This window comes from Nitrosospira sp. Nsp11 (assembly GCF_900142705.1).
Classification (GTDB): Bacteria; Pseudomonadota; Gammaproteobacteria; order Burkholderiales; family Nitrosomonadaceae; genus Nitrosospira.
Genome location: NZ_FRBV01000005.1, coordinates 56,025 through 76,089, shown reverse-complemented (window position 1 = coordinate 76,089; position 20,065 = coordinate 56,025). Strand labels below are relative to the sequence as shown.

The window sequence follows — 20,065 nt, the reverse complement described above, 5'->3', positions numbered from 1 at the left end:
TCCTGATGGAAGTCGCTTGATGAAAACAGACGATCAAGCGTGGCCTGGGCCGCGCTACGTTTCTCTTCAGCTCTAGTGCTGACGTGATTGGATCATAAGATCAGGATGCGCCGCTCGGTCTCTTTGGTCACGGCGGCATGATTCCAAGTTTTCAACTCAGCTTCCATATTCCGTTTTCCTTGATCTCGTCATACATGGCGTCCGGTGCCAGGTCAAGTTCACCCGGCCATGTGACCGCTCCAAGCTCGACGTACGCCTGGGCGAATACATCCGGGTCGGCCAACGCGGTAAACACGCCAGCGCGGGGCGAGCGTACGCGCTCGGACATATCGACTTCACCTTCCAGACCATCAGCAAAACGAACATGAAGCCGGTATCCGTCCAGCGCTTCGACGGCCATTACGTCCCAGGGTGTTCCGCCTATTTGTATTGGCGGGACTATGGAAGCGGCGATATCTTTTTTGGTGGTTGCATGCGTTGGCATAATTCCCAATCCTCCATGAGTTCATCTTGATGTTCCTGTGCCCATTCCAGTATCAGGGACAGAGCTCTCGGTGACATTGTTCACCTCAATATTCCAAGGGTGCGTATGTCGATCACTATTTGCTGCGCTGCATATCTCGCATGGAAATGCGGCGGGGCATGATCGTCCCAATACATTCGAATTATAATGCCATAAAACGTGCTTATGATTGGCATGGATACTCTCTCCTTGGTTAAGCGGCTCTCTGTTCGCATTGGTTGCCTCCCGCTAAATCCATGATATAGCGGTGTGCCTTGCTGGCTTGGCTGGCGGCGGTGAAGATGGCGCGTTTGTCGCTTTTTAACACCTTCAGCCATGATTCGATATACCCGGCATGATTCGGGATCGTCGACGCGGCAAAACCAAGTCCCGCATTTAAGAAAGCACTGCCAAGCTCGGCAATCAATTCCTCGAAAGCGTAGGATTCTGTACCGAATCGGCTGCCGATGTCACGCGCTAAACGGTGCTTGGCTCCAGTCCAATGGGTTAGCTCGTGCAGGGCTACGCTGTAGAACTCGTTCTCTGATGAAAAACGGTTTCGCTCCGGCAAGTAAATCTCATCGGTCGAGGGACGGTAAAACGCTTTCTCGCCTTGTTCGCGGATAACTGCGCCAGAATGCCTTAAAACACTCTCGGCTGCATCGATCTGCTGAAACTCGTTAAGCTGCGCTGTGGCCTGTGGCTTGTCTATGCCGTCTATCTGGTCAAGATTGAACAACCAGAACGGTTTAATCATCCGTACGGAGTTGGCTTTTTCGGTGCAGTCGGCTTCATTCTCCGACCCGCGCTCAAGCGTCTTAAAAAAAACGCACGTAACGCTTTTTTCACCTTTACGGACTTGGCCGCCCATATCCGTGGCTTGTTTGTAGGTCAGCCAACGGTCGCCTGAATAGCCGCCAGTCGCGGCTGCTGCCCACAACAAAAGCACATTTACGCCTTGAGAAGCGGTCCCGGTCTTGTGATTGCGGGGTAAACCGTCACCGCTTCGCGTCCAAGTAAGACGGCTGGTTTTCCCGCTTTCCAGCATAGCGATAATTTCATCCGTTACCTGTGCATACATATCTTTCTTCGAAGTGCTGGTAGTTTTCATGGTCTTGAATCCTCGCGATTTAGGTTAATAAACTGATCCTCTCGCTCGGACTCTCCTCGCCTCGCCCTGGGGCGACGGGAGTGGGGATAGCCCTTGCCCTCACGGGCAAGGGTTGGGAATGGGTGGGGTTAGAAGGCAGGCAGATGCAAAGCCGATGATCCGGCCCCGCATGAATGTTTATCCCCCCACAAGTCCCCCTCGCAGAGATTGGGGGCGCTTTGTGGAGGGATTCTTTGCGGGATGAGCGTCGGCTTGTGCCGTCAGGGGTTCGGGTTCAAGCGCATCACGGCCGCAAGAACTTGCGGATCGCAGGGCATGACAGGCAAAGCGGACCGCGCCAGCGGCTGGCGTGGCCTGTGACAGCGAAAAGCGGGAGAAACAAGATATTCGCGCCCGCGAATACCTATCCTGCTCTTGGGTGGATCTGTTCATTGATCTATTTTTGCAGTTGCGGAAATATGCTTTGGATCGGCCTTCGACGTCAACCATACGAGGTTGTTCCGGGTCGCGAGCACGTCTGGATGGTCAGCGCCGAGCACCTGCTCGTGATTTGGCAGTAGGGCCTCAAACAGATCGCGCTCTGCCTGGGCATCACCACATTCCCCGGTGCAGGAGGCGAGGTCGGTGGCGCGGCCGATGCCCGCCGTTGACCCAGTGACGATCGCCTTACGGTTCTTGAGTTCGATATTCAGGTCATCGGTTTCCAATCAGATTGGAAAGACGATCAATTCACTGGCCCATGCTGGAGCGCACATTGGTCAGCGCGCCGTCATGCCACCATCGACAGGGTAATTCGCGCCGGTTAGGAACTTCCCGCGGTCCGACACGAGCAGTCCGACGACCTCAGCGATGTCTTCGGTGGCGCCGATGCGACCCAGCGGAATATTCCGTGTGACAGTCGGGCAATGCTCGTTGTTGCCGTTAGCGGGATGATGGCGCAAGCCACGACCCCATGATCCCAGGATTGCAAGATTGCAAGATTGCAAACGGAGTGCGCTACAGATGAGCGAAGTTGATCCGTTAAGAAGAGAGGATTGAAAGGGCAGCTCCGCCGTTCCGAAGGAATCTGTTCTCACAGGGATGGCGAACCTTAATGCTGCTCCCTATCCTGAAGAATATTTGCATGGTCGTTTAAACAACAAAGGAGTGAATAACTTATGTCTTCAGTACCTAAGGTAATAATCACCAGCGAGAGTTTGGCGATTCAGGCTGGCGCAGATATGTACTGCTATGCCCAAGTACCAAATATCTCAAACCCAGATCAGCAATGGCAGCTTATTTACTACCCTGAAAAAGATGCTGTCGCGCTACTAATTGATATTAATAACACCACATTTGCGCTTAGTGCACCATCTGGTGAGAATTACCCGAAGTTGCGCCCGTTCATTTGGGACGACAGTTACCTTTGGAGGGTTCCTCCTCTAGGTGGTAATTTAGGTATTCCTACCGTGCGTGGTCCGTCTTATTGCTTAACGTGGGAAGGCACAAAATGGGCGCCAGGTACTAGATTACAATACTGGCAGTGGCATGATCAAGGCAATCAAAAATGGAAAATAACGCGGTAAGGTGCGGTAAGCTGTCATAGGGTGTGGTGAGGAATGGATTGCACCGTTCCCGTATGCGGAGGGCGTGCGCTCCCGCATTGTTATTTTTGGCATCTTCCTCGCATACCACGCCCCAATCGCCTTTCATGTGCCGCGCAAGGCAATTTGCCATCCACACCGGCTCGACTTTATCGAGTGCGCCCGATGTTGCCACAACCTGCCCCGGTAAAAAAAGGGACTGCAATGTAGTTTGTTCCATAACCCGTTCTCCATAAAATGAGGTGCAAGAAAGAAGAGAAGCTAAAAACTGATCCTCTCGCTCGGACTCTCCTCGGGCCGCCTGGGCGGCGGTGGTGGGGAAAGCCCTGGCCCTCACGGGTAAGGGTTGGGAATGGGTGGGGTTGGAAGGCAGATACATGCAGGACCGATGAATCCAGCCCCGCATGTCTCCGGCGAAGGCCACGCGAGTGAAAAAGCTGCAATAATCGAGGACAGCCGCTTCGTGCGTGAAGCCATCTCCGATCGGGTGAGGCAGGCTTTCAGCACGGACGCCGCGTTGGCCCAGGAAATACCGGGTCAGACGCTACAGCGAAATCCAACAACGGGACGTGCCTTTTGGAGCCGTGGCTTCGTCTCTTTCGGTCATCGCAATGGGGACGGCAATGCCAGCCGTATCGGCCGCAATATCGGCGGGATCTTCATTGGGGGGATATGCTGATTGCGGATAAATTCCTCATCGGTGTTGCCGGCGGCTACAGCAATGCTTCATATAACGTGAGCCAGCTATTGGCGAGCTCCAGCGATAATTATCATATCTCCGTTTATGGCGGCACACGGTGGGGTCCCCTTGGGCTGCGCGTTGGCGCCGCTTACGCATGGCATGATCTTGAAACCAACCGGAACATCGCCTTCGCCGGCTTCTCGGACCATGCCAAGGCGAATTACACCGCCCATACCGCCCAGGTATTTGGCGAAGTAGGTTACAGCCTGCCATTTACCCTGATATCGCTTGAGCCATTTGGCAGAATTGCTTATGTCAACCTTGATGCGAATAGTTTTCAGGAACGCGGCGGACCCGCAGCCCTGCGCAGCAAGAAGGATAACCAGGGCACTGCTTATACGACTGTTGGTCTCAACGCAGCGAAGATATTCTCAAGCTCTGACAGGATGACTACCACATTGCGCGGCTCGCTCGGCTGGCGCCATGCCTTCGGCGAAATGACACCTATCTCGAGTTTCGCCCTCCCCGGAGGATCTTCCTTTGCCACTGCAGGCGTGCCGATCGCGGGCAATGTCATCGTCATGGTCGCGGGCATGGATGTTAATATTATCAAAGCAGCCACTTTCGGCATTTATTACAACGGTCAGGTATTGCACAATATCGTGGATAACGGTGTCCGTGCGAATCTCAGCTGGAAATTCTGAGCGGGTATTGCCGGATTAGACTATGCTAGGTCCTGCTCGTGCTGAGTGGTCTGAGTGGAAGCGGAAGGATCAATGTTGCGGTTGCCCGGATAGTATGTCTTCAAGTTAGGCGCAACTTTTCTTTCTCTTATAAAATTCTCTTCTATAATAAAACAAGCAAAAGACTCTCGCTATCCCCCGATGAATCGCGCGAAGCGCATGAATTCGGTTCTCAACAAGCAATACGATCTATGAGAGGCGCGGTATGAGGAAAACAAGACCAGAAGGCTCAGCTGTCGGTTTTATGCTCGCAATGATAGTCACTGCCGGACTCTTCGCCGATGCCGCGTGGGCAGCGCCTGAGAAAGTTCCCGCGTCAGGGTTTGCGTGGAAAGATGGCGCCGAAGTCTACACCAAGGTTTGCGCTTATTGTCATGAAGGTGGTCCTGTGGGGCCACAGATTCGCGGTCGTGAGCTTCCTGCAGTTTATGTCCGGACGGTGGTGAGAAACGGATTCCGAGCGATGCCTGCTTTTAGGGCTTCCGAGATCGACGACGAGTCCCTGGCAAAACTGGCTGAATATATCTCGAAAAATTGAATCGACCGGCAGTAACAGATAAGCGCGGGGAGGCTGAACAATGGACGTTAACAGACGTAATCTTATGAAAGGTGCGCTTACGGGCGGGACATTGCTGGCGTTGGGCATTCCTGCGGGCGCGTTTGCAATCCCCCCGAGAAGGGCAGAAAAATTCGGACTGCTGCTGGGAAACACACCGGTGGACGCCGCGTTTGCCGCTGGTTTCCGCTCGGCCGCTCAATATTCTGCCAAGGGTGGTGGAGTGATGGCGGCAGGTGCGGGAGAAGGTAACGGCTCACCGCAAGTGGTAAAGCTGAAAGGCGGACTACTCAGCGATTATGAGATAGCGGCACGGTTGCTGGAAAAGTCCCGCGGAACACGTTGGGTTGCCGTGATGGATAGCGGCAGCGCAGCGGTTTTCACGGAACTGGTGCGGAATGCCGGCGCCAGGCTGCTCTTGCTGGGCTCGCATGTTTCCTCCGATCATGACCCCTTCAAGCAAGGTATTTTCCCTGATATTGCCAGGCTTCGCCATGTATGGGCGGCGGCGTCGCCTGCGCATACCGCGGGAGCCATTCTTGCTTCCCAGCTCATTGGGAATCAGGGCAGTTTTTCCATAACAGAAAATTTTTTCTCCGCAGAGCATTCTGCCACGCAGGCGCAGACCGATAGCGCAACGACAGACGGATTTGCCCCCGGTTTCCTGAGCTATCGGCTTGATGGACCGGATGCGATTCATCTTCATTGCTCCGGCCTTTCGCTCTCGAATGGCTGCGAATCGCTTGGCTGGAGTAGCGCAGGAAGATGGGCGCCTGTTTCGCAGCAGGCCCCCATGCACGGAGCCATCATGGGGACCGGGCGGCCACAGTCCGCAGGTTGGGTGGAATCGGTAGGATATGCGGTAATGGCTGCGGCGCTGGGTACGGGTGCGCTTCAGGAATCCTGCTCCAGTCGCGCGTTCGTGCATCGGTCAGCTTTGGGAAACCGGGGCGAGCGGATTGATGCGACGGAGTTTACGTCATTTGTAATCGATATTTAGCGTAGCGCCGAGGAGAACAGGCTATGGCCAGCAAATATATTGCACTGCCCAACGGTGTATCCGAAAATACTTTCGATGCCGCCATAAATGAGTTTCGCGCTATTCTGGGCGAGGCGTCCGTACTCACCAGCGCGGCGCAACTCGCGCCCTACATCAAGACCATGATGCCGGTTCCGGATGCAGAACATGCGCCTTCGGCGGCGCTGCTGGCCACGACGGTGGAGCAGATCCAGAAGATCGTAGGCGTCTGCAACCGGTATAAAGTGCCTGTATGGACCATCTCAACCGGAAAGAATCTGGGCTATGGCTCTGCCGCGCCGGCCGAGCGCGGCCAGGTCGTGCTCGATCTCAAGGGCATGAACCGTATTCTCGAAGTCGATAAAGATTTGGCTTATGCTCTGGTCGAGCCAGGCGTGACTTACAAGCAGCTCTACGACTACATTGCCGAACGTAAGCTGGGTTTGTGGTTGTCCTTTCCGGCTCCTTCCGCGATTGCAGGACCGGTCGGCAATACGCTGGACCGTGGAGTCGGGTATACGCCCTATGGCGAACATTTCATGTATGCGTGCGGGATGGAGGTAGTTCTCGCCAATGGCGAGGTACTGCGCACGGGGATGGGCTCCATGCCGAAATCCAATACCTGGCAGGTATTCAAGTGGGGTTACGGCCCCTACCTGGACGGTATTTTCACCCAGTCCAATTACGGCATTGTCACCAAATTCGGCTTCTGGCTGATGCCGGCGCCTCCGGCTTTCAAGCCATTTGCCATTCAGTACCAGAATGAGGACGACATCGTGGAGATCGTGGAAACGATCCGCCCGCTGCGCATCAATGGTGTGATACCCAACGCCGTAGTCATTGCCCACGCATTATATGAAGCGCCGGTGAAGGCCCGTCGAGGCGACTATGTAAAAGGATCAGGTTCGATCCCGGATGAGGCGGTGCGCCGGATCACCAAGGATCACAATCTGGGGATATGGAACGTTTATGCCGCCCTCTACGGCACGCCGGAACAGATCGAGGTGAACTGGAAGATCGTGACGCAGGCATTTGGCAAATCCGGCAGGGCAAAAATCCTGACGGAGGAGGAAGCTGCAGCCGACCCTGCATTTGTGTATCGAGCCAAGCTCATGCGGGGAGACATGACACTCCAGGAATTTTCCTTGTACAACTGGCGAGGGGGTGGTGGGTCCATGTGGTTTGCGCCGGTCTCCCAGGCTCGGGGAAGCGAAACGCTCAAACAGATGGCCTTGACCAAACAGATTCTGGGCAAGCACGGGTTGGATTATTCTGGGGAATTCATTGTGGGCATGCGAGACATGCATCATGTCGTCGATGTTCTGTACGATAAGACAGACCCGGAGCAGGTGAAGGCGGCATATCGGTGCTTTGATGAGCTGGTGACGACGTTTTCGGCGCAGGGATATGGGATTTATCGCGTTAACACCGCTTTCATGGACAAGGTGGCTGATACTTACGGTCCGGTGCAGCGCAATGTCAACAAGATTCTCAAAAAAGCCCTGGATCCCAATGGCATCCTCGCGCCAGGGAAATCCGGCATCCGGTAAATGCATAAGCCATGGCTTTAAGAATGGGGCAGCTCTCCGTTTAACTGCAAGCGCGGAGCCTGATCAATCCTTTCACACGTCAAGCAGTCATGTAATACGGATAAGGAGACGCTACGCATGAGAGAGATCAAGGCGGCGACAATTCGCAGCAAGGGCGGCCCCTTCAAGGTGGAAACCCTGCTGCTGGATGAGCCTCGTCCCGACGAGGTACTTGTCAGAATAGTGGCAACAGGGATGTGCCACACCGATATGGTGGCGCGCGACCAGTTGTATGACGTGCCCATGCCTGTTGTGCTCGGGCATGAAGGCGCAGGCGTAGTGGAGAAAATCGGCACCAGCGTCAAAAAGGTGGCGCCGGGCGATCACGTCGTACTGACCTACCTGTGGTGTGGCCACTGTAAACCCTGCCTGCGCGGCAACCTGACCTATTGCCAAAATTTTTACCCGCTGAACTTTGGTGGTGCGCGGGAAGACGGCACCACCTCCACTTATGAAACTCATGCTCACGGTACGCATGAGCGCGGCGCGCCCATTCACGACCATTTCTTCGGGCAATCGTCATTTGGCACTTTTTCCCTTGCGCATGAGCGCAACGTGATCAAGGTGCCCAGGAATGCGCCGCTGGAATTGCTCGGCCCGCTCGGCTGCGGTATTCAAACCGGCGCGGGAGCGGTGATGAACTCGCTGAAGCTGAACCCCGGCAGCAGCTTCGCGGCTTTTGGCGGTGGCGCGGTAGGGCTGAGCGCCCTCATGGCGGCGCGCGTGGCGGGGGCCACCATCATTATCGCTGTTGACGTGGTGCCATCGCGCCTGGCGCTGGCCATGGAACTCGGAGCGACCCACGTCGTAAACAGCCGCGAGACAGATCCTGTCGAGGTCGTGCGTGAAATTACGGGCGGTGGGGCGGATTTTACGCTTGAGTCGAGCGGTCGACCGGCAGTGCTGCGCCAAGCCATTGATGCGCTGGCTACGCGTGGCACCTGTGGCATTGTAGGAGCGCCAGCGTTGGGCACCGAAGCAAGTTTCGATGTGAATGGCGTGATGACGACCGGCAAGCGCATCATCGGAATTATCGAGGGCGACAGCGTTCCCGATCTTTTTATTCCCGCGCTTGTCGAGCTATACATGCAGGGGCGCTTCCCCTTCGACAAACTGGTGAAATTCTACACGATGGACCAGATCAATCAGGCAGCCGAAGACAGCGAGAAGGGCATAACCATTAAACCCATCATCCGCCTGGAATCCTGAACTGCCGCGTCAACGGGCACTGGTGTGTATGAGATCAACGGGCGGCCGTGAAAACGAAACCCCAGTCGCCATTCAGCCTTCCGCCCAAACCCCAATTCAACTGGGAGTTTGGGCGCTCGTCAAACTCAAATTCTTCGGTTTCTGGCCGATGCCCATCCAATCAGCATAAGCCCTGCAAGCATCATTGCGTAAGTGGCAGGCTCAGGAACCGGAAGCGGTCCACCCTCGGCAAGAAGATTCACTCGAGCGACGGTGGACGGGTTGAATGCAAGGCCCTCGACATTGATAAACAGCTCATTTCCAGCGAACCGAACATCCGATGGTTGCAGACCGAGAGTTGTTACGCTGTTATCTATCTGCGCACCGATGATGTCCCCGGCAGCAGCGCTATCGAAGCGAAAAACATAGGTATTTTCAAAGGCCGAGGCAAATCTTGTGAAAGGGGCCGAGTTATGAAAATCGATCGTGATGTGATCGCTGGCGACATCGATCGCCACGTCGACGAGACTATGCGCGAATCCGGATCGACTCTGCGTAGCCGGATTGAAGAGATCGGCCACATCAGGATATTCGATACCTGAACCGATCACCGTGGCGTGCTCGAAGGACGTGACGACTGGAATACTTGACGGCTTGGCCTGCGCAAGTGTTCGAAGACTGACCTCTGTACCATCTAATCCCGCATAAGCAGGCATGCTCAGCAGCAGCGCTGCTGTAAGAACAAGTTTCTTCATCTATATCGCTCCGGTTAGTATTATTGACCATCAGAGTTTGCGAGATAAAACGATTCTGCTTGATGCTTGCGTTGACTGGCTATGTATCAGTTGCAAGGGCGGCGTAAAATTCGCCAGCAAGGTAAACTGCTGGCAATTAGAATTCTATAGCTGAATCCGTGCATTAGGTAATTTTTTTCGAGTAAATCGGCAAAATTGGGCATGCTCGGGGACATTTGAAGATACCGCGTCGGCGCATGTCGAGCTTTGTTGGCGACAGGCAAGTTAATGCTTTTATTATACAACCGAGCTGATAAAATCAGTAAGAAGCAGAAGCCCGCTTACGCGGGCTCATGTAGATATTTCTCGGGGAAACCAATGAAACTCAAGCTTCATACCATCATCTGCAGCACACGGCCCGGTCGTATCGGTCCATCCATCGCCAAATGGTTTCATGATCTCGCCGTGCAACACGAGAAGTTTGAAGCGGTGCTGGTCGACCTCGCCGAATTCAATTTACCGGTTTACGATGAGCCTGAGCATCCCATCCGGCAGAACTACCAACATGAACATACAAAAAAATGGGCTGGCAGCGTGAATGCGGCCGATGCCTACGTATTCGTGACGCCGGAATATAATTTTGGGCCACCACCCTCTCTTTTGAATGCGCTGGATTATGTGTACAAGGAGTGGAATTACAAGCCTGCCGCGCTTGTCAGCTATGGCGGTATCTCGGGTGGCCTGCGCGCGGCGCAGATGGAAAAGCTGACCCTCACCACATTGAAAATGATGCCGATACTGGAGGCCGTCGTTATTCAGAATGCTGCCGGGCATTTCGATGACAACGATAATTTTCTGCCAGGTGATGTTCATAAAACGTCAGGCATTTCGTTGCTGGACGAACTGCACCGGTGGGCGGAGGCGTTGAAAACGATGAGGAAATGAACTTTTTCCTCGAAAGGAAGGCTATCATGATCAACTTCATTATCGCCAGTTGAATGCCACGAACGGGTGCTTTGCTCTTGTTGTCGCGCCAGCACCATACCTCGCTGGTGGTTGCGCGTGACGCGCGGCGAGCGGCGAATGAGAAAGACGCAACTGCGTTGTCCAGGGCGATTTCAGGTATTGAAGCTCATTGGCATACCGTGATGGCTACGCACTTTGATGAGGAGGAGCGGTTGATTCGAATTGCGGAGCATATGCTTGAGGCGCAAGCGGTTGCACGTATTCTCGCCGAGCACGTCGAACTGAGGATGCTTGCCTGCGGACCATGCTTACTTGAGCCAGCCGTGCGATTGCGCAGGTTTGCCGACCTTATCGTAACCCACGTGCGCTTCGAGGAGCGCGTGTTTTTCCCCCGGCTGCAGTCGCACCCTTGCGTTGACAATGCTGATGCTTAGGCTTCGCCACGGTCTATTCAACTAACCCATAAGGAAGAGATTCGCATGAATTATCCTGATTTTTATGAACAGGCTCCGGTTGTTCGTACCCGCGACCCATTCGCCGAGATGCTGGGCGCTGCGCGAGATGGCGTGCTTGAATATCATTATGCCGACGCCGTGCGCTTGGCTGGACATTCCTGTCCTACCGTCGCGGGCGCGTTTCTGATGGGACGAGCCGCGCTGGCTGCGCTCTTTCCGGATGAGCCTGCCGAACGCGGCGCCATTGCCATACACATGCCGGCGCCAGAAAGCGAAGGCACCACCGGCGTGACGGCACAAGTGCTGACTTTGCTTACCGGGGCCGCCTCGGACAACGGCTTTCACGGCATCCAGGGGCGCTTCAGACGCAAGGGACTACTCAGCTTTGCTGAACGCAAAGAGGGCGAAGCCATCAGCTTCAAGCGGCTCGACACCGGCGCGGGCGTTACGGTAAGCCTGGACGTTTCTCCTGTTCCCGGCGACCCTGCCCAAGGCGCGCGCATGGCCGCCATTTTGTATGGCAACGCGGACGATGAGCAGCGGGTCGCCTTCGCCAATGCCTGGCAGGAACGCGTGCGGCGGCTGCTGCTTGAGTTTGCCGACGATCCAAGAGTGATACGCGTCACCCCCGTGCAATAGCGCATGGTAAAAATCTACATTTTTTAAGATGCCGCGGTTCCCCGCAGGATCCGGTTTCAGTTCGTCAGCCCTACGCCAGCAGTGAAGTCGTTGTTGAATATCTTCCGCACTGCTGCGCTTTCGAGCAACGTCTCGCGGCTGGCAAGCCAATGGTCGACGGAGACGTCCCCATAGCAATTACGTACACGATCAGGCGTAAGGAATGCATTATATTTCCCCCAATGCAAGGTGAAGGGAATACCTGCCGCATCCAGGGCTTCCCAGACCTTGTTGTAGAAGGCGCGAGTTTCCGGGGTGTTCACCGCGTCCATTTCCAGGACTACCGTGATGTCGAAGCGGGTGAATCCGAGCAGTGCCTGTGTGCCTTTGACAAAACGGTGCGAGAGTATCAGCGGCAGGACGACGTTTGCGTCTTTGTATATCCTGAAAGCGATTTCCATTGCCTCGATCGCACGGGAGACGGGCATTCCGACACCGCAGCCGAGAGTCTTGCCCAAAGTTTTTTCACCTCGGAAAAGATCGCGGATGATCGCCTTTTTGAAATAAGGCGAGAACTCCGCCTCTACCTGGCTGTTGAGCAATGGCAGGGCCAGCTTGTTTATCGGACTGGGAATTTTCCCCACCAGCGCGCCCATAATGTCAAGGCCGGAGGCGCCCAGGCCGGGCTCTCCGGCATTCCATTCCGGCGATGTGTAATTATCCGGATCATAGGCTGATTCGTACATTACGAGAACTATGGCTTCGGCAGGGGGTGTGCCCTCGTTGGGGTTGAAGAATATTTCAAAATGGTAGGGATTGTCTTTGGGCACGGCATTGGCTATCGCCGGCAGGGGAATCAGAGTCGGGTCGCAGGCGGCGATCGCGGCCTTGAGCGTGGCGTCATACGGATGCCGGAATCGGACCGCATTCAGAATGAAAAGCGCACGCGTCTCAATCATGATGCCGTGAATAATGCCGAAGGAGCCCAGGCTCACCAGCGCAGCGTTGAAAAGGGTATCGTCCTGTATGAAATCGGCGCCTATGCTCTCCGCAAAGGCGGGTTGCATCACGGGATATGATTTCCGCTCCAGATAGACTTGCTTGTTCGGTCCGGTGATAAGGTGCAACCCGACGACCATCTCCTGCATCGCACCAAAGTTGTAAGCGCCACCATGGGTTCCCGTCGAGACCGCGCCAGCGACGGTCTGGCCGTTGTTGGAGCCGCAACCTTTGATCGACAAGCCGCTGGCAAAGAGATATTCGTTCAGCGCGGCAACCGAGTTGCCGCATTCGATGAAGCGCAGTTTCGCGGAATCGCCTGCATACCCGGAATCGGTCAGCGCATGCGGGACCTCGAACGCCAGTCGCAATGCTGTGTTGTCTATCAGGCGGCCATTGGTGACGGCGACGGTACTCAGCGACCACAGGCTGCCATGCGCGCGCAGAGACTTGCCATCCCGAACGCAAGCCTGAATGATGCCCTGCAATCCCTTTGTCGCTTCATTGTAAGTGTCGAAAGGCGGCTTGCCGCCCCGATCGATGCGAAAGACGTATTCTCCTTCGATCGTCTGCCTGAAAGAGTCGTGCCGTCCGGTTTCGAGGATGGTGGGGCGAAAAAAAATTCGTTCATCCGAGCTGTTTTCGTGTCGTCCGTTTGGCATATTCTTGCTTCCTTATGGTTCTGGCAGCCTGTTGGACTTAAAGGAAATCGGCTGCGAAAGCGCTTGGTTGGCTCATATCTCGCCGCTTTTTCGGCCAGTAGAATAACTATTGGCCTTCAAAATCCTCAATATTTTTCCTCACCGAGTCACTTTCGCTGCGATTCTTCAAGTCCGACAGGCTGCCGGCTGATACTTATCAAGAAACGTTCCGTGATCTTTTTCGCGGTACAGGAAGCGTGCCCGGCCTTGTCGGCGGTGCTTTGCAGCGGAAGTGCACCTCCGTCGGCATCCAAAGACCCAAGGTGATAACACCGGCAAGATCATGAGCCAGCGTACGGTAGATTACGACATCGTTGATACCCTGGCCATGGCATTCCGCTGCAAAAACCTGGGGGTCCAGCATCAATCCCCAAAAATACGCGTGCATAGTCCTGCTTTGGTAACCCGCAGTATGCCCTTCAGGACTTATAGGGTCCGAATCTGGAACACTGACCTGAAAACTGGCGCAGCCGGACAGGAAAAAAAGGCCCATGCAGGCAGCAACACACCAGGAGCGAAATTCCTTACCTGTGCCGCGCTCTCTCATGCTTGCGGTTCCCATTACCGCTCTCCTTATCGCATAATTTTTGGTGCGTTTGGGCTTGAAGGCCTGGTTGTAGCGGTGTGGCTTTGTTGTTTTGCGATCTCGCCGTTTACCGTATAGACTGGACAAGGCTGCTGACGGCCAGGCGCCGCCAAGGGTCGTGTTGACGTGATTTTGACCAAACGCCGCGCTGGTGCGGTTGTCGTGGCTTCGGCCGTCGCCGCTTCCTCAGCCAGATCAGGCGGATCGCAAACCACATAACCATTAACTTTGTGAAGAGGCGTGTCCCGCGGCATATAACTGCCGGGATACTGGAACCCCTGCATGGTGTTATAGCCCGAACCACCGCCCATCGGGGGCATGGGCAATACCACGACCGGCCCGCCAAGTGAAGATCGATCAAGGCGCTGAGCCTGTTTATGCGACGCCCCCAAAGGCACAAGCGGGTTACTCATTGCCGGGGGATAAATGAACGGGTTGTCCTGCATTATCTCCGCAGGGGGATTGGCTGCGGCGTCCTGGTTTGCAGCCCCCCATTCCTGTGCTGGCGCCTGGCCCGAATATGCCAGACCGAATATGAAGAGCACTATGAAAGGTTTGATCACGGATATCTCAAGAAAGTGTGAGTATCGAAGCAAGGGTCCGCTGAATCATTATACCGCACCGCCCCGGTCGCTTTTATTTATAGCAGCCGGCGGCAAAAAATCAATTTTCATTGTAGCTGAGTGAATTTTTCTCCAGTGAAGACAATTTCCGGCAGCGCTCTATGGGAAATTGAATACCGCAACATAGTGATTTTCCATTCTATACCTTTTAACGTAGAAACCTCTTGACAACGACCGGTAACGCTGTATAATTCGCTTCCATATTGTGGATTTCCGTGCACGATCACTAAAACTAAAAACCCCGCTACAGTGGGGTTCACATCCACCCGCCTTTCGCGGGTTTTTTATTGACCGCTTTTTAGCGGCTTTTTTTTGCCTGCCCTCCAGGAAGCAATAATATTTGAAGAAATTCTTGTACGCCCATACGGCGCAATGCGCTTTGCGTAATCAACGCCTACGTCCTATGAAATAGGATCTGCGCTTACGCAGTATCCTGACTACTAGCCAACCCGCCTCATGCGGGTTTTTTATTGCCCGCTCTCAACAGCTTGATAGGCAAACGTAAATGATCAGCAGTCCAGCGATTATAGCAATCGTCCTCGCAATTTTTGTCGCTCTTGCCTTTAGTGGCGGTTTTGCAGTCAGCAATTGGCGGTCCGCGTCGGAGATACAGCGGCTCAGTTCCAGTAACGCCGTGCTATCGGCAGCGAACGACAAATGCGCGACGGATATTCAATCCGTGCGCAGCGCAATGGATGCGCTGGAGGCGGCCTCAGCCATGCGAGATAAAAACGCGGCGGTGGCGATGCGACGCGCAGAGTCGGTTGCTGCGAAACACACAAACCACGCAAAAAAAATAATCTCTCTTCCGCCAGTAGCATTGGAATATCAATGTGAGGTGTTGGCCCACGAGCAGATAGAGTACGTAAAAAGCCGCCGCCAAAATAACTAGATTGGCATCAGGCTGTGTTGCTCGGCGTTGCATAGATTAACTATGCGCCTTCTCGCGCCCTGCCTGATGCCTATCGAATTGGCGCTCATGCGGCGTACCCGTTGTTGCATAGAGTAACTATGAGCTCCTCACGCCCTGCCTGATGCCTATCGGTCCGCGTCATGCTCGTTGCTATCCGTTACATAGGAATAGCTATGCGCTTTCTCGCGCATTGCCTGGCGCTAATCAAGGACGCTTCGCCCGTTGATTTAGCGGTAACCCACGTCTTTTTGCATGCTGCCGAGGTGCTGGCGGAGGCCGTCGAGTGCCGTGTTGCTGCGTTCGACATCAACTGATTTTTAATCCTTATTCATTCAGGTATGTCTATATGCAATTGATGACGCGCTACGCCCGCCTCGCGCTGGTGTCGGTATTTGTAACGCTGCTGGCCGGTTGCGCTGGCAAGCCGGTAATTCAGACGCAGGTAATCGAAAAACAAATTGCTGTGCCGTGTCTGGTTGAGACTCCACCTGAATGTAAATCAGCCTATGCGGTTGATCGTACTTCGGCAAAAGATGATGCAGTCACCATCAACAGGGCGCTGCGTGCTGAAATCGAGGAGAGATGGGCATGTGAGGTTAAATTACTCGCAGCCATGAAAGGCTGTAACAAAGAGACAAAAAAAGAGGGTGCGATGAGCGCTGAAAAAGCCGGATCATGAGTGAATTTGAACGTGAAGTGCTTTCAATAAAAGCAGCGAAGAATCAAGCAGGCGCGACAGTATCTGGAAAAAAAAAGGGCGCATCGACAATTAAAACACCTGAACTGCTGGACGCGATTTTTGCTGGTATTTCACTTGGCAGATCGGCCCGGGCAATGTGCGTGGAAGTCGGCATCAGTCAACGCGTCTTATGGAACTGGTTGGCGTGCGATGAAGATCTCATGCGGCAATATCTGCGCGCAAAAGAACTTTGCGTGGATGCTTACGCTGAAGAAATCATCGAAATTTCCGACGACGGATCAAAAGATACTTATATCGATGAAAAGGGCAAGCAAGTGATAGATCGAGAGGTTATCGCACGCGCCCAATTGCGCATCGATGCGCGCAAATGGTATGCCGCGAGGTTGGCGCCCAGGAAATACGGCGACAAACTTCCAATAACGCACGAGGCGGGTGATACAAAAAGACAGGCGATGCAAAGCGTCGAGGTGGCTTTTGTCTCTACAACCGATGCCGGCAAACAGGTCATATAAAAATATATGGGACCGAGATACAGGGCATCAAGGACCTCATGTTATGGCCCCGCATAGGGCGGAGTTTCCGGCCAAGCTCCGGTTCCTGTTCGAGCCGGCTCGATACAAGGTTCTGTACGGCGGCCGCGGCGGCGCAAAAAGCTGGGGTGTAGCGAGGGCGTTATTGATACAGGCGGCTGCTACCCCATTGCGCATCCTGTGCGCGAGAGAGTTCCAGAACTCTATCGTTGAATCTGTGCATCACCTGTTGCAGGCGCAGATCGAGGCAACGGGACTGGGACGTTTTTATGAGATACAAAACAGCCTGATTCGGGGGGCCAATGGTTCCGAATTCATATTTGCCGGGCTGCGCAATAATGTGACCAAGATCAAATCGTTTGAAGGCGTTGATCGGGTCTGGGTTGAGGAGGCGCAGACGGTCAGCAAATCGAGCTGGGATACGCTTATTCCGACTATTCGTAAAGACAGATCGGAAATATGGGTTACTTACAACCCGGAACTGGAAACTGACGAGACGCATCAGCGGTTTGTCGTCATTCCCCCGCCTGACGCCGTCGTGGTGAAGATCAACTGGAATGACAACCCATGGTTTCCCGAAACATTGCTTCGGGAAAAAGATGCGTTGAAAGCCCGTGATCCCGATGCTTACCAGAACGTCTGGGAAGGAAATTGCAGGGTGACGCTGGACGGGGCGATCTATGCGAAAGAACTCAGGCTTGCCCAGGAAGAAGGGCGCATCCGGAGCGTGCCCTACGATGCCGCAAAGCAGGTGCATACCTTCTTTGACCTGGGGTGGGCCGATAACACCAGTATATGGTTTGCCCAGGCGGTGGGGAACGAACTCCGATTGATCGATTATTACAGCAGCAACCAGATGCCGATACAACATTACATCAGCGTGCTGCAAAACAAGGGATATCTATATGGTACTGATTGGTTGCCCCATGATGCAAAAGCTAAAACGCTGGCGACCGGCCGGAGCGTGGAGGAGATCATGCTTGCGGCCGGGCGAAAGGTGAGGATAGTGCCGAATCTTTCAGTTGCCGACGGAATCAATGCCGGGAGAACGATATTCAATCGTTGCTATTTCGACGAACAGAAATGCACCGAAGGATTGCAAAGCTTGAGGCGTTATCGATTCGACGTCGATCCTGAATCCAGGCAATTCAGTGGCAGGCCATTACACGATTATCATAGCCACGCCGCAGATGCGTTCAGGTATTTTGCTGTATCGGTGGAGGATGAGAAACCGGGTGCCAGCGTGCGCGGTGTCAGCATGAAGGGGTGGCGCGCATGATCGAACATAAAATCACCTCGGATATATCGGTTGAGGCTTACGACAAGATCTGCCGCGATATTCGCCAGCAGCCGAAGTGGCGGCTCGATTCAGACACCGATTGCGATTACTACGACGGCGCTCAGACAACCCCGGAGGTGGTCCAGCGACTGAAGGAAGCGGGCATTCCACCCCAGGACTCGAATCTGATCAAGCCTACGATCAATGCCGTGCTGGGCCTGGAAGCGCGTAGTCGCACCGATTATAAAGTTACCTCGGACGACGAGAGCCAGGCCGAGATCGCTGAAGGGCTTTCCGCAAGGATCAAGGAGGCAGAAACCGAGTCACGCGCCGACCGCGCGATGTCCGACGCCTATTCCAGCATGATTCGTGCCGGGATTGGGTGGATTGAAGTGTCCCGGGAATTCGATCCGCTGAAATATCCGTATCGCGTGCGGGAAGTGCACCGTAACGAGATCTACTGGGACTGGACAGCGAAGGAGCCGGACTTGTCCGACGCGCGCTATCTGAGGCGTGATAAATGGGTGGACCGCCTGCAAGCGTCATTAATGCTGCCGGATCAGGCAGAGCTCATACAGAACAGTTGGTGCGGATGGAACAACCTGGACGTCTATGATGGAACTGACACCGGCATGGCCAGAGCCTACGAGATCGAGCGAGCCTGGGGCCAGGGCCAGCAGGATTACCTGAACCGGAGCTCGGGCATGGTCAGGCTTTCCGAGTTGTGGTACCGGCATTTCGAGGAGGGGTATGTGCTGGCGTTGCCGGATGGTAAAGCCATCGAATACCGGGAGGAGAATCCGTACCATCACATGGCGGTAGTACAAGGACGGGTACAGGTACAGAAATCGCTGCTCGCAAGAACGCGCGTCTCGATCTGGCTGGGGCCGCATAAATTGATGGACGTGCCAAGCCCGTTGCCGAATACGGATTTCCCTTATGTACCGTTCTGGTGTTTTCGCAAAGATCGCAGCAGAGCGCCCTACGGGTTGATTCGCGATATGCGCGGGCCACAGGATCAGATTATCGACCTGGATATTCTGCTCTATGAGGTCCTGAATTCGGTAAAAGTCGAGGTGGACAATGACGCGCTCGACCTCAGCCAGAATTCATACCACGAAGTTGCGCAGAATATCAGCAGCTTGCGATCGATGACTGTTCTGAACGCCCAGCGCCGGAACACCGCGGGATTCAAGGTAACGCGTGAGCACCAGCTTGCAGCGCAAGTGTTCCAGTTGATGCAGGAGCGCAAGCGGAGAATCGAGGAAGTGGGCGGCATATACCGTGCCATGCTAGGGGCGGATACCACGGCCACCAGTGGCGTCGCCATAAACAGCCTGGTGGAGCAGGGCTCCACCGTTCTGGCTGAACCCAACGATAATTTCCGTTATGCCCGGCGAATAGTCGGGCAGCAGCTTCTGGCACTCATCAAGCAGGACATGCTGGGTAGCGCAACCGCCGTGGCGGTCAAGCGTGGCGCCGGCCAGAAGACCGTGTACTTCAACCGCTCGGTGATTACCGACACGGGCCCGGTAGTGGAGAACGATATCGCAACCGCCCAGGTCAAGGTCGTGCTGGAAGATATACCTGCCACGCCCAGTTTTCGGGCGCAGCAATTGCGATCATTCAGCCAGATCGTACAGTCGGCTCCGCCAGCTTACCAAGCCGTGCTTTATCCCGCCATGCTGGAACTGTCCGATGTACCTAACCGGCATGAACTGGCGGATCAGCTGCGAAAGGTCGGTGGCGTGGATGCAGCGGACCAGCGGACCCAGCTCATGCGGGAGCAGTTTCAGGCCGCAATGCAGCAACAGCAACTGGCTATGGCCGGATTGCGGGAGCAATTGATAAAGGCGCAACAGGCACTGACTGACAAGTCGCGTGAATTGGACCTTAAAGAGCGGAACCTGGATATTGAAGAAGAGAAGTTTGAGGTGGATGCCGGCTGAAGATCGAAGAGCTACAGTTAAAGCATACCGATAGCGCATT

At 54.6% G+C, this 20,065-nt stretch carries 24 protein-coding genes and 1 pseudogene; 15 read left to right on the top strand and 10 right to left on the bottom strand.

What is annotated here, in order from left to right:
- Positions 1-151: 151 nt before the first annotated feature.
- The 6 genes and pseudogenes from BUA28_RS07960 to BUA28_RS15875 all read right to left on the bottom strand — a co-directional run bounded on the left by BUA28_RS07960 (position 152) and on the right by BUA28_RS15875 (position 3,416).
- Positions 152-484, bottom strand: coding sequence for a DUF2442 domain-containing protein (locus BUA28_RS07960; RefSeq protein WP_072767582.1), 333 nt, complete (start codon positions 482-484; stop codon positions 152-154).
- A pseudogene (locus tag BUA28_RS16260) lies at positions 439-699 on the bottom strand (DUF4160 domain-containing protein). The gene BUA28_RS07960 and the pseudogene BUA28_RS16260 overlap by 46 nt, the downstream one beginning before the upstream one ends.
- Before the next feature lie 17 nt (positions 700-716).
- Positions 717-1,613 (bottom strand): ArdC family protein, encoded by an 897-nt coding sequence (locus BUA28_RS07950; RefSeq protein ID WP_083569928.1) that lies wholly within the window; start codon positions 1,611-1,613, stop codon positions 717-719.
- A gap of 428 nt (positions 1,614-2,041) precedes the next feature.
- The gene (locus BUA28_RS07945; protein WP_072767580.1) at positions 2,042-2,320 is read right to left on the bottom strand and encodes a tetratricopeptide repeat protein; all 279 of its coding nucleotides are present in this window, start codon (positions 2,318-2,320) and stop codon (positions 2,042-2,044) included.
- Positions 2,321-2,371: 51 nt separating this feature from the next.
- Complete coding sequence (locus BUA28_RS16080) at positions 2,372-2,599, bottom strand: SDR family oxidoreductase (protein ID WP_256598267.1); 228 nt, start codon at positions 2,597-2,599, stop codon at positions 2,372-2,374.
- A 517-nt stretch (positions 2,600-3,116) separates the two neighbouring features.
- Complete coding sequence (locus BUA28_RS15875; RefSeq protein ID WP_178297960.1) at positions 3,117-3,416, bottom strand: hypothetical protein; 300 nt, start codon at positions 3,414-3,416, stop codon at positions 3,117-3,119.
- Between the two features lie 168 nt (positions 3,417-3,584).
- On the opposite strand from BUA28_RS15875, the gene BUA28_RS07930 reads away from it, so the two are divergent.
- From BUA28_RS07930 to BUA28_RS07905, 6 genes are all read left to right on the top strand, one after another.
- Positions 3,585-3,875 (top strand): autotransporter outer membrane beta-barrel domain-containing protein, encoded by a 291-nt coding sequence (locus BUA28_RS07930; protein ID WP_072767579.1) that lies wholly within the window; start codon positions 3,585-3,587, stop codon positions 3,873-3,875.
- Positions 3,869-4,582, top strand: a complete 714-nt coding sequence (locus BUA28_RS07925; protein ID WP_072767578.1) for an autotransporter outer membrane beta-barrel domain-containing protein — start codon at positions 3,869-3,871, stop codon at positions 4,580-4,582. The genes BUA28_RS07930 and BUA28_RS07925 overlap by 7 nt, the downstream gene beginning before the upstream one ends.
- A 244-nt stretch (positions 4,583-4,826) precedes the next feature.
- Positions 4,827-5,159 (top strand): c-type cytochrome, encoded by a 333-nt coding sequence (locus BUA28_RS07920; protein ID WP_072767577.1) that lies wholly within the window; start codon positions 4,827-4,829, stop codon positions 5,157-5,159.
- A 40-nt stretch (positions 5,160-5,199) separates the two neighbouring features.
- Positions 5,200-6,177 carry a hypothetical protein gene (locus BUA28_RS07915; protein WP_143148466.1) on the top strand — a complete coding sequence of 326 codons (978 nt, stop codon included), beginning with the start codon at positions 5,200-5,202 and terminating at the stop codon, positions 6,175-6,177.
- 23 nt (positions 6,178-6,200) lie between these two features.
- Positions 6,201-7,745: an FAD-binding oxidoreductase gene (locus tag BUA28_RS07910; RefSeq protein WP_072767575.1), complete on the top strand. Its 1,545-nt coding sequence runs from the start codon at positions 6,201-6,203 to the stop codon at positions 7,743-7,745.
- 117 nt (positions 7,746-7,862) lie between these two features.
- A complete protein-coding gene (locus tag BUA28_RS07905) occupies positions 7,863-8,993 on the top strand; it encodes an NAD(P)-dependent alcohol dehydrogenase (protein ID WP_072767574.1) in 1,131 nt (376 codons plus the stop codon).
- Positions 8,994-9,118: 125 nt separating this feature from the next.
- On the opposite strand, the gene BUA28_RS07900 is transcribed toward BUA28_RS07905, so the two are convergent.
- On the bottom strand, positions 9,119-9,727 hold the full coding sequence (locus BUA28_RS07900; protein WP_072767573.1) for a PEP-CTERM sorting domain-containing protein: 609 nt from the start codon (positions 9,725-9,727) through the stop codon (positions 9,119-9,121).
- Between the two features lie 357 nt (positions 9,728-10,084).
- Here BUA28_RS07900 and BUA28_RS07895 point away from each other — a divergent pair, with 357 nt between their 5' ends.
- From BUA28_RS07895 to BUA28_RS07885, 3 genes are read left to right on the top strand one after another with little or no spacing between them, the layout of a single operon-like run.
- Entirely contained in the window at positions 10,085-10,651 is a 567-nt protein-coding gene (locus tag BUA28_RS07895) for an NADPH-dependent FMN reductase (protein ID WP_072767572.1), read from the top strand.
- A 53-nt stretch (positions 10,652-10,704) separates the two neighbouring features.
- Entirely contained in the window at positions 10,705-11,106 is a 402-nt protein-coding gene (locus BUA28_RS07890; protein WP_072767571.1) for a hypothetical protein, read from the top strand.
- A 45-nt stretch (positions 11,107-11,151) separates the two neighbouring features.
- Positions 11,152-11,766, top strand: coding sequence for a hypothetical protein (locus BUA28_RS07885; RefSeq protein WP_072767570.1), 615 nt, complete (start codon positions 11,152-11,154; stop codon positions 11,764-11,766).
- A gap of 56 nt (positions 11,767-11,822) precedes the next feature.
- Here the strand turns inward: BUA28_RS07885 and BUA28_RS07880 are convergent, their stop codons facing one another.
- From BUA28_RS07880 to BUA28_RS07870, 3 genes are all read right to left on the bottom strand, one after another.
- On the bottom strand, positions 11,823-13,406 hold the full coding sequence (locus BUA28_RS07880) for an FAD-binding protein (RefSeq protein ID WP_072767569.1): 1,584 nt from the start codon (positions 13,404-13,406) through the stop codon (positions 11,823-11,825).
- 196 nt (positions 13,407-13,602) lie between these two features.
- Complete coding sequence (locus BUA28_RS07875) at positions 13,603-14,007, bottom strand: Bor/Iss family lipoprotein (protein ID WP_072767568.1); 405 nt, start codon at positions 14,005-14,007, stop codon at positions 13,603-13,605.
- 11 nt (positions 14,008-14,018) lie between these two features.
- Entirely contained in the window at positions 14,019-14,594 is a 576-nt protein-coding gene (locus BUA28_RS07870; protein ID WP_143148465.1) for a hypothetical protein, read from the bottom strand.
- A 565-nt stretch (positions 14,595-15,159) separates the two neighbouring features.
- On the opposite strand from BUA28_RS07870, the gene BUA28_RS07865 reads away from it, so the two are divergent.
- The 6 genes from BUA28_RS07865 (at position 15,160) to BUA28_RS07845 (ending at position 20,025) form a co-directional block, all read left to right on the top strand.
- Positions 15,160-15,546, top strand: coding sequence for a hypothetical protein (locus BUA28_RS07865; protein ID WP_072767566.1), 387 nt, complete (start codon positions 15,160-15,162; stop codon positions 15,544-15,546).
- 161 nt (positions 15,547-15,707) lie between these two features.
- Complete coding sequence (locus tag BUA28_RS15870) at positions 15,708-15,881, top strand: hypothetical protein (protein ID WP_178297958.1); 174 nt, start codon at positions 15,708-15,710, stop codon at positions 15,879-15,881.
- A 32-nt stretch (positions 15,882-15,913) separates the two neighbouring features.
- The gene (locus BUA28_RS07860) at positions 15,914-16,246 is read left to right on the top strand and encodes a hypothetical protein (RefSeq protein WP_072767565.1); all 333 of its coding nucleotides are present in this window, start codon (positions 15,914-15,916) and stop codon (positions 16,244-16,246) included.
- Positions 16,243-16,779, top strand: coding sequence for a terminase small subunit-like protein (locus BUA28_RS07855; protein ID WP_072767564.1), 537 nt, complete (start codon positions 16,243-16,245; stop codon positions 16,777-16,779). The genes BUA28_RS07860 and BUA28_RS07855 overlap by 4 nt, the downstream gene beginning before the upstream one ends.
- A 43-nt stretch (positions 16,780-16,822) precedes the next feature.
- Positions 16,823-18,076 carry a PBSX family phage terminase large subunit gene (locus BUA28_RS07850; protein ID WP_072767563.1) on the top strand — a complete coding sequence of 418 codons (1,254 nt, stop codon included), beginning with the start codon at positions 16,823-16,825 and terminating at the stop codon, positions 18,074-18,076.
- Entirely contained in the window at positions 18,073-20,025 is a 1,953-nt protein-coding gene (locus BUA28_RS07845; protein WP_178297955.1) for a portal protein, read from the top strand. Before BUA28_RS07850 ends, BUA28_RS07845 begins: the two co-directional genes overlap by 4 nt.
- Positions 20,026-20,065: the final 40 nt, after the last annotated feature.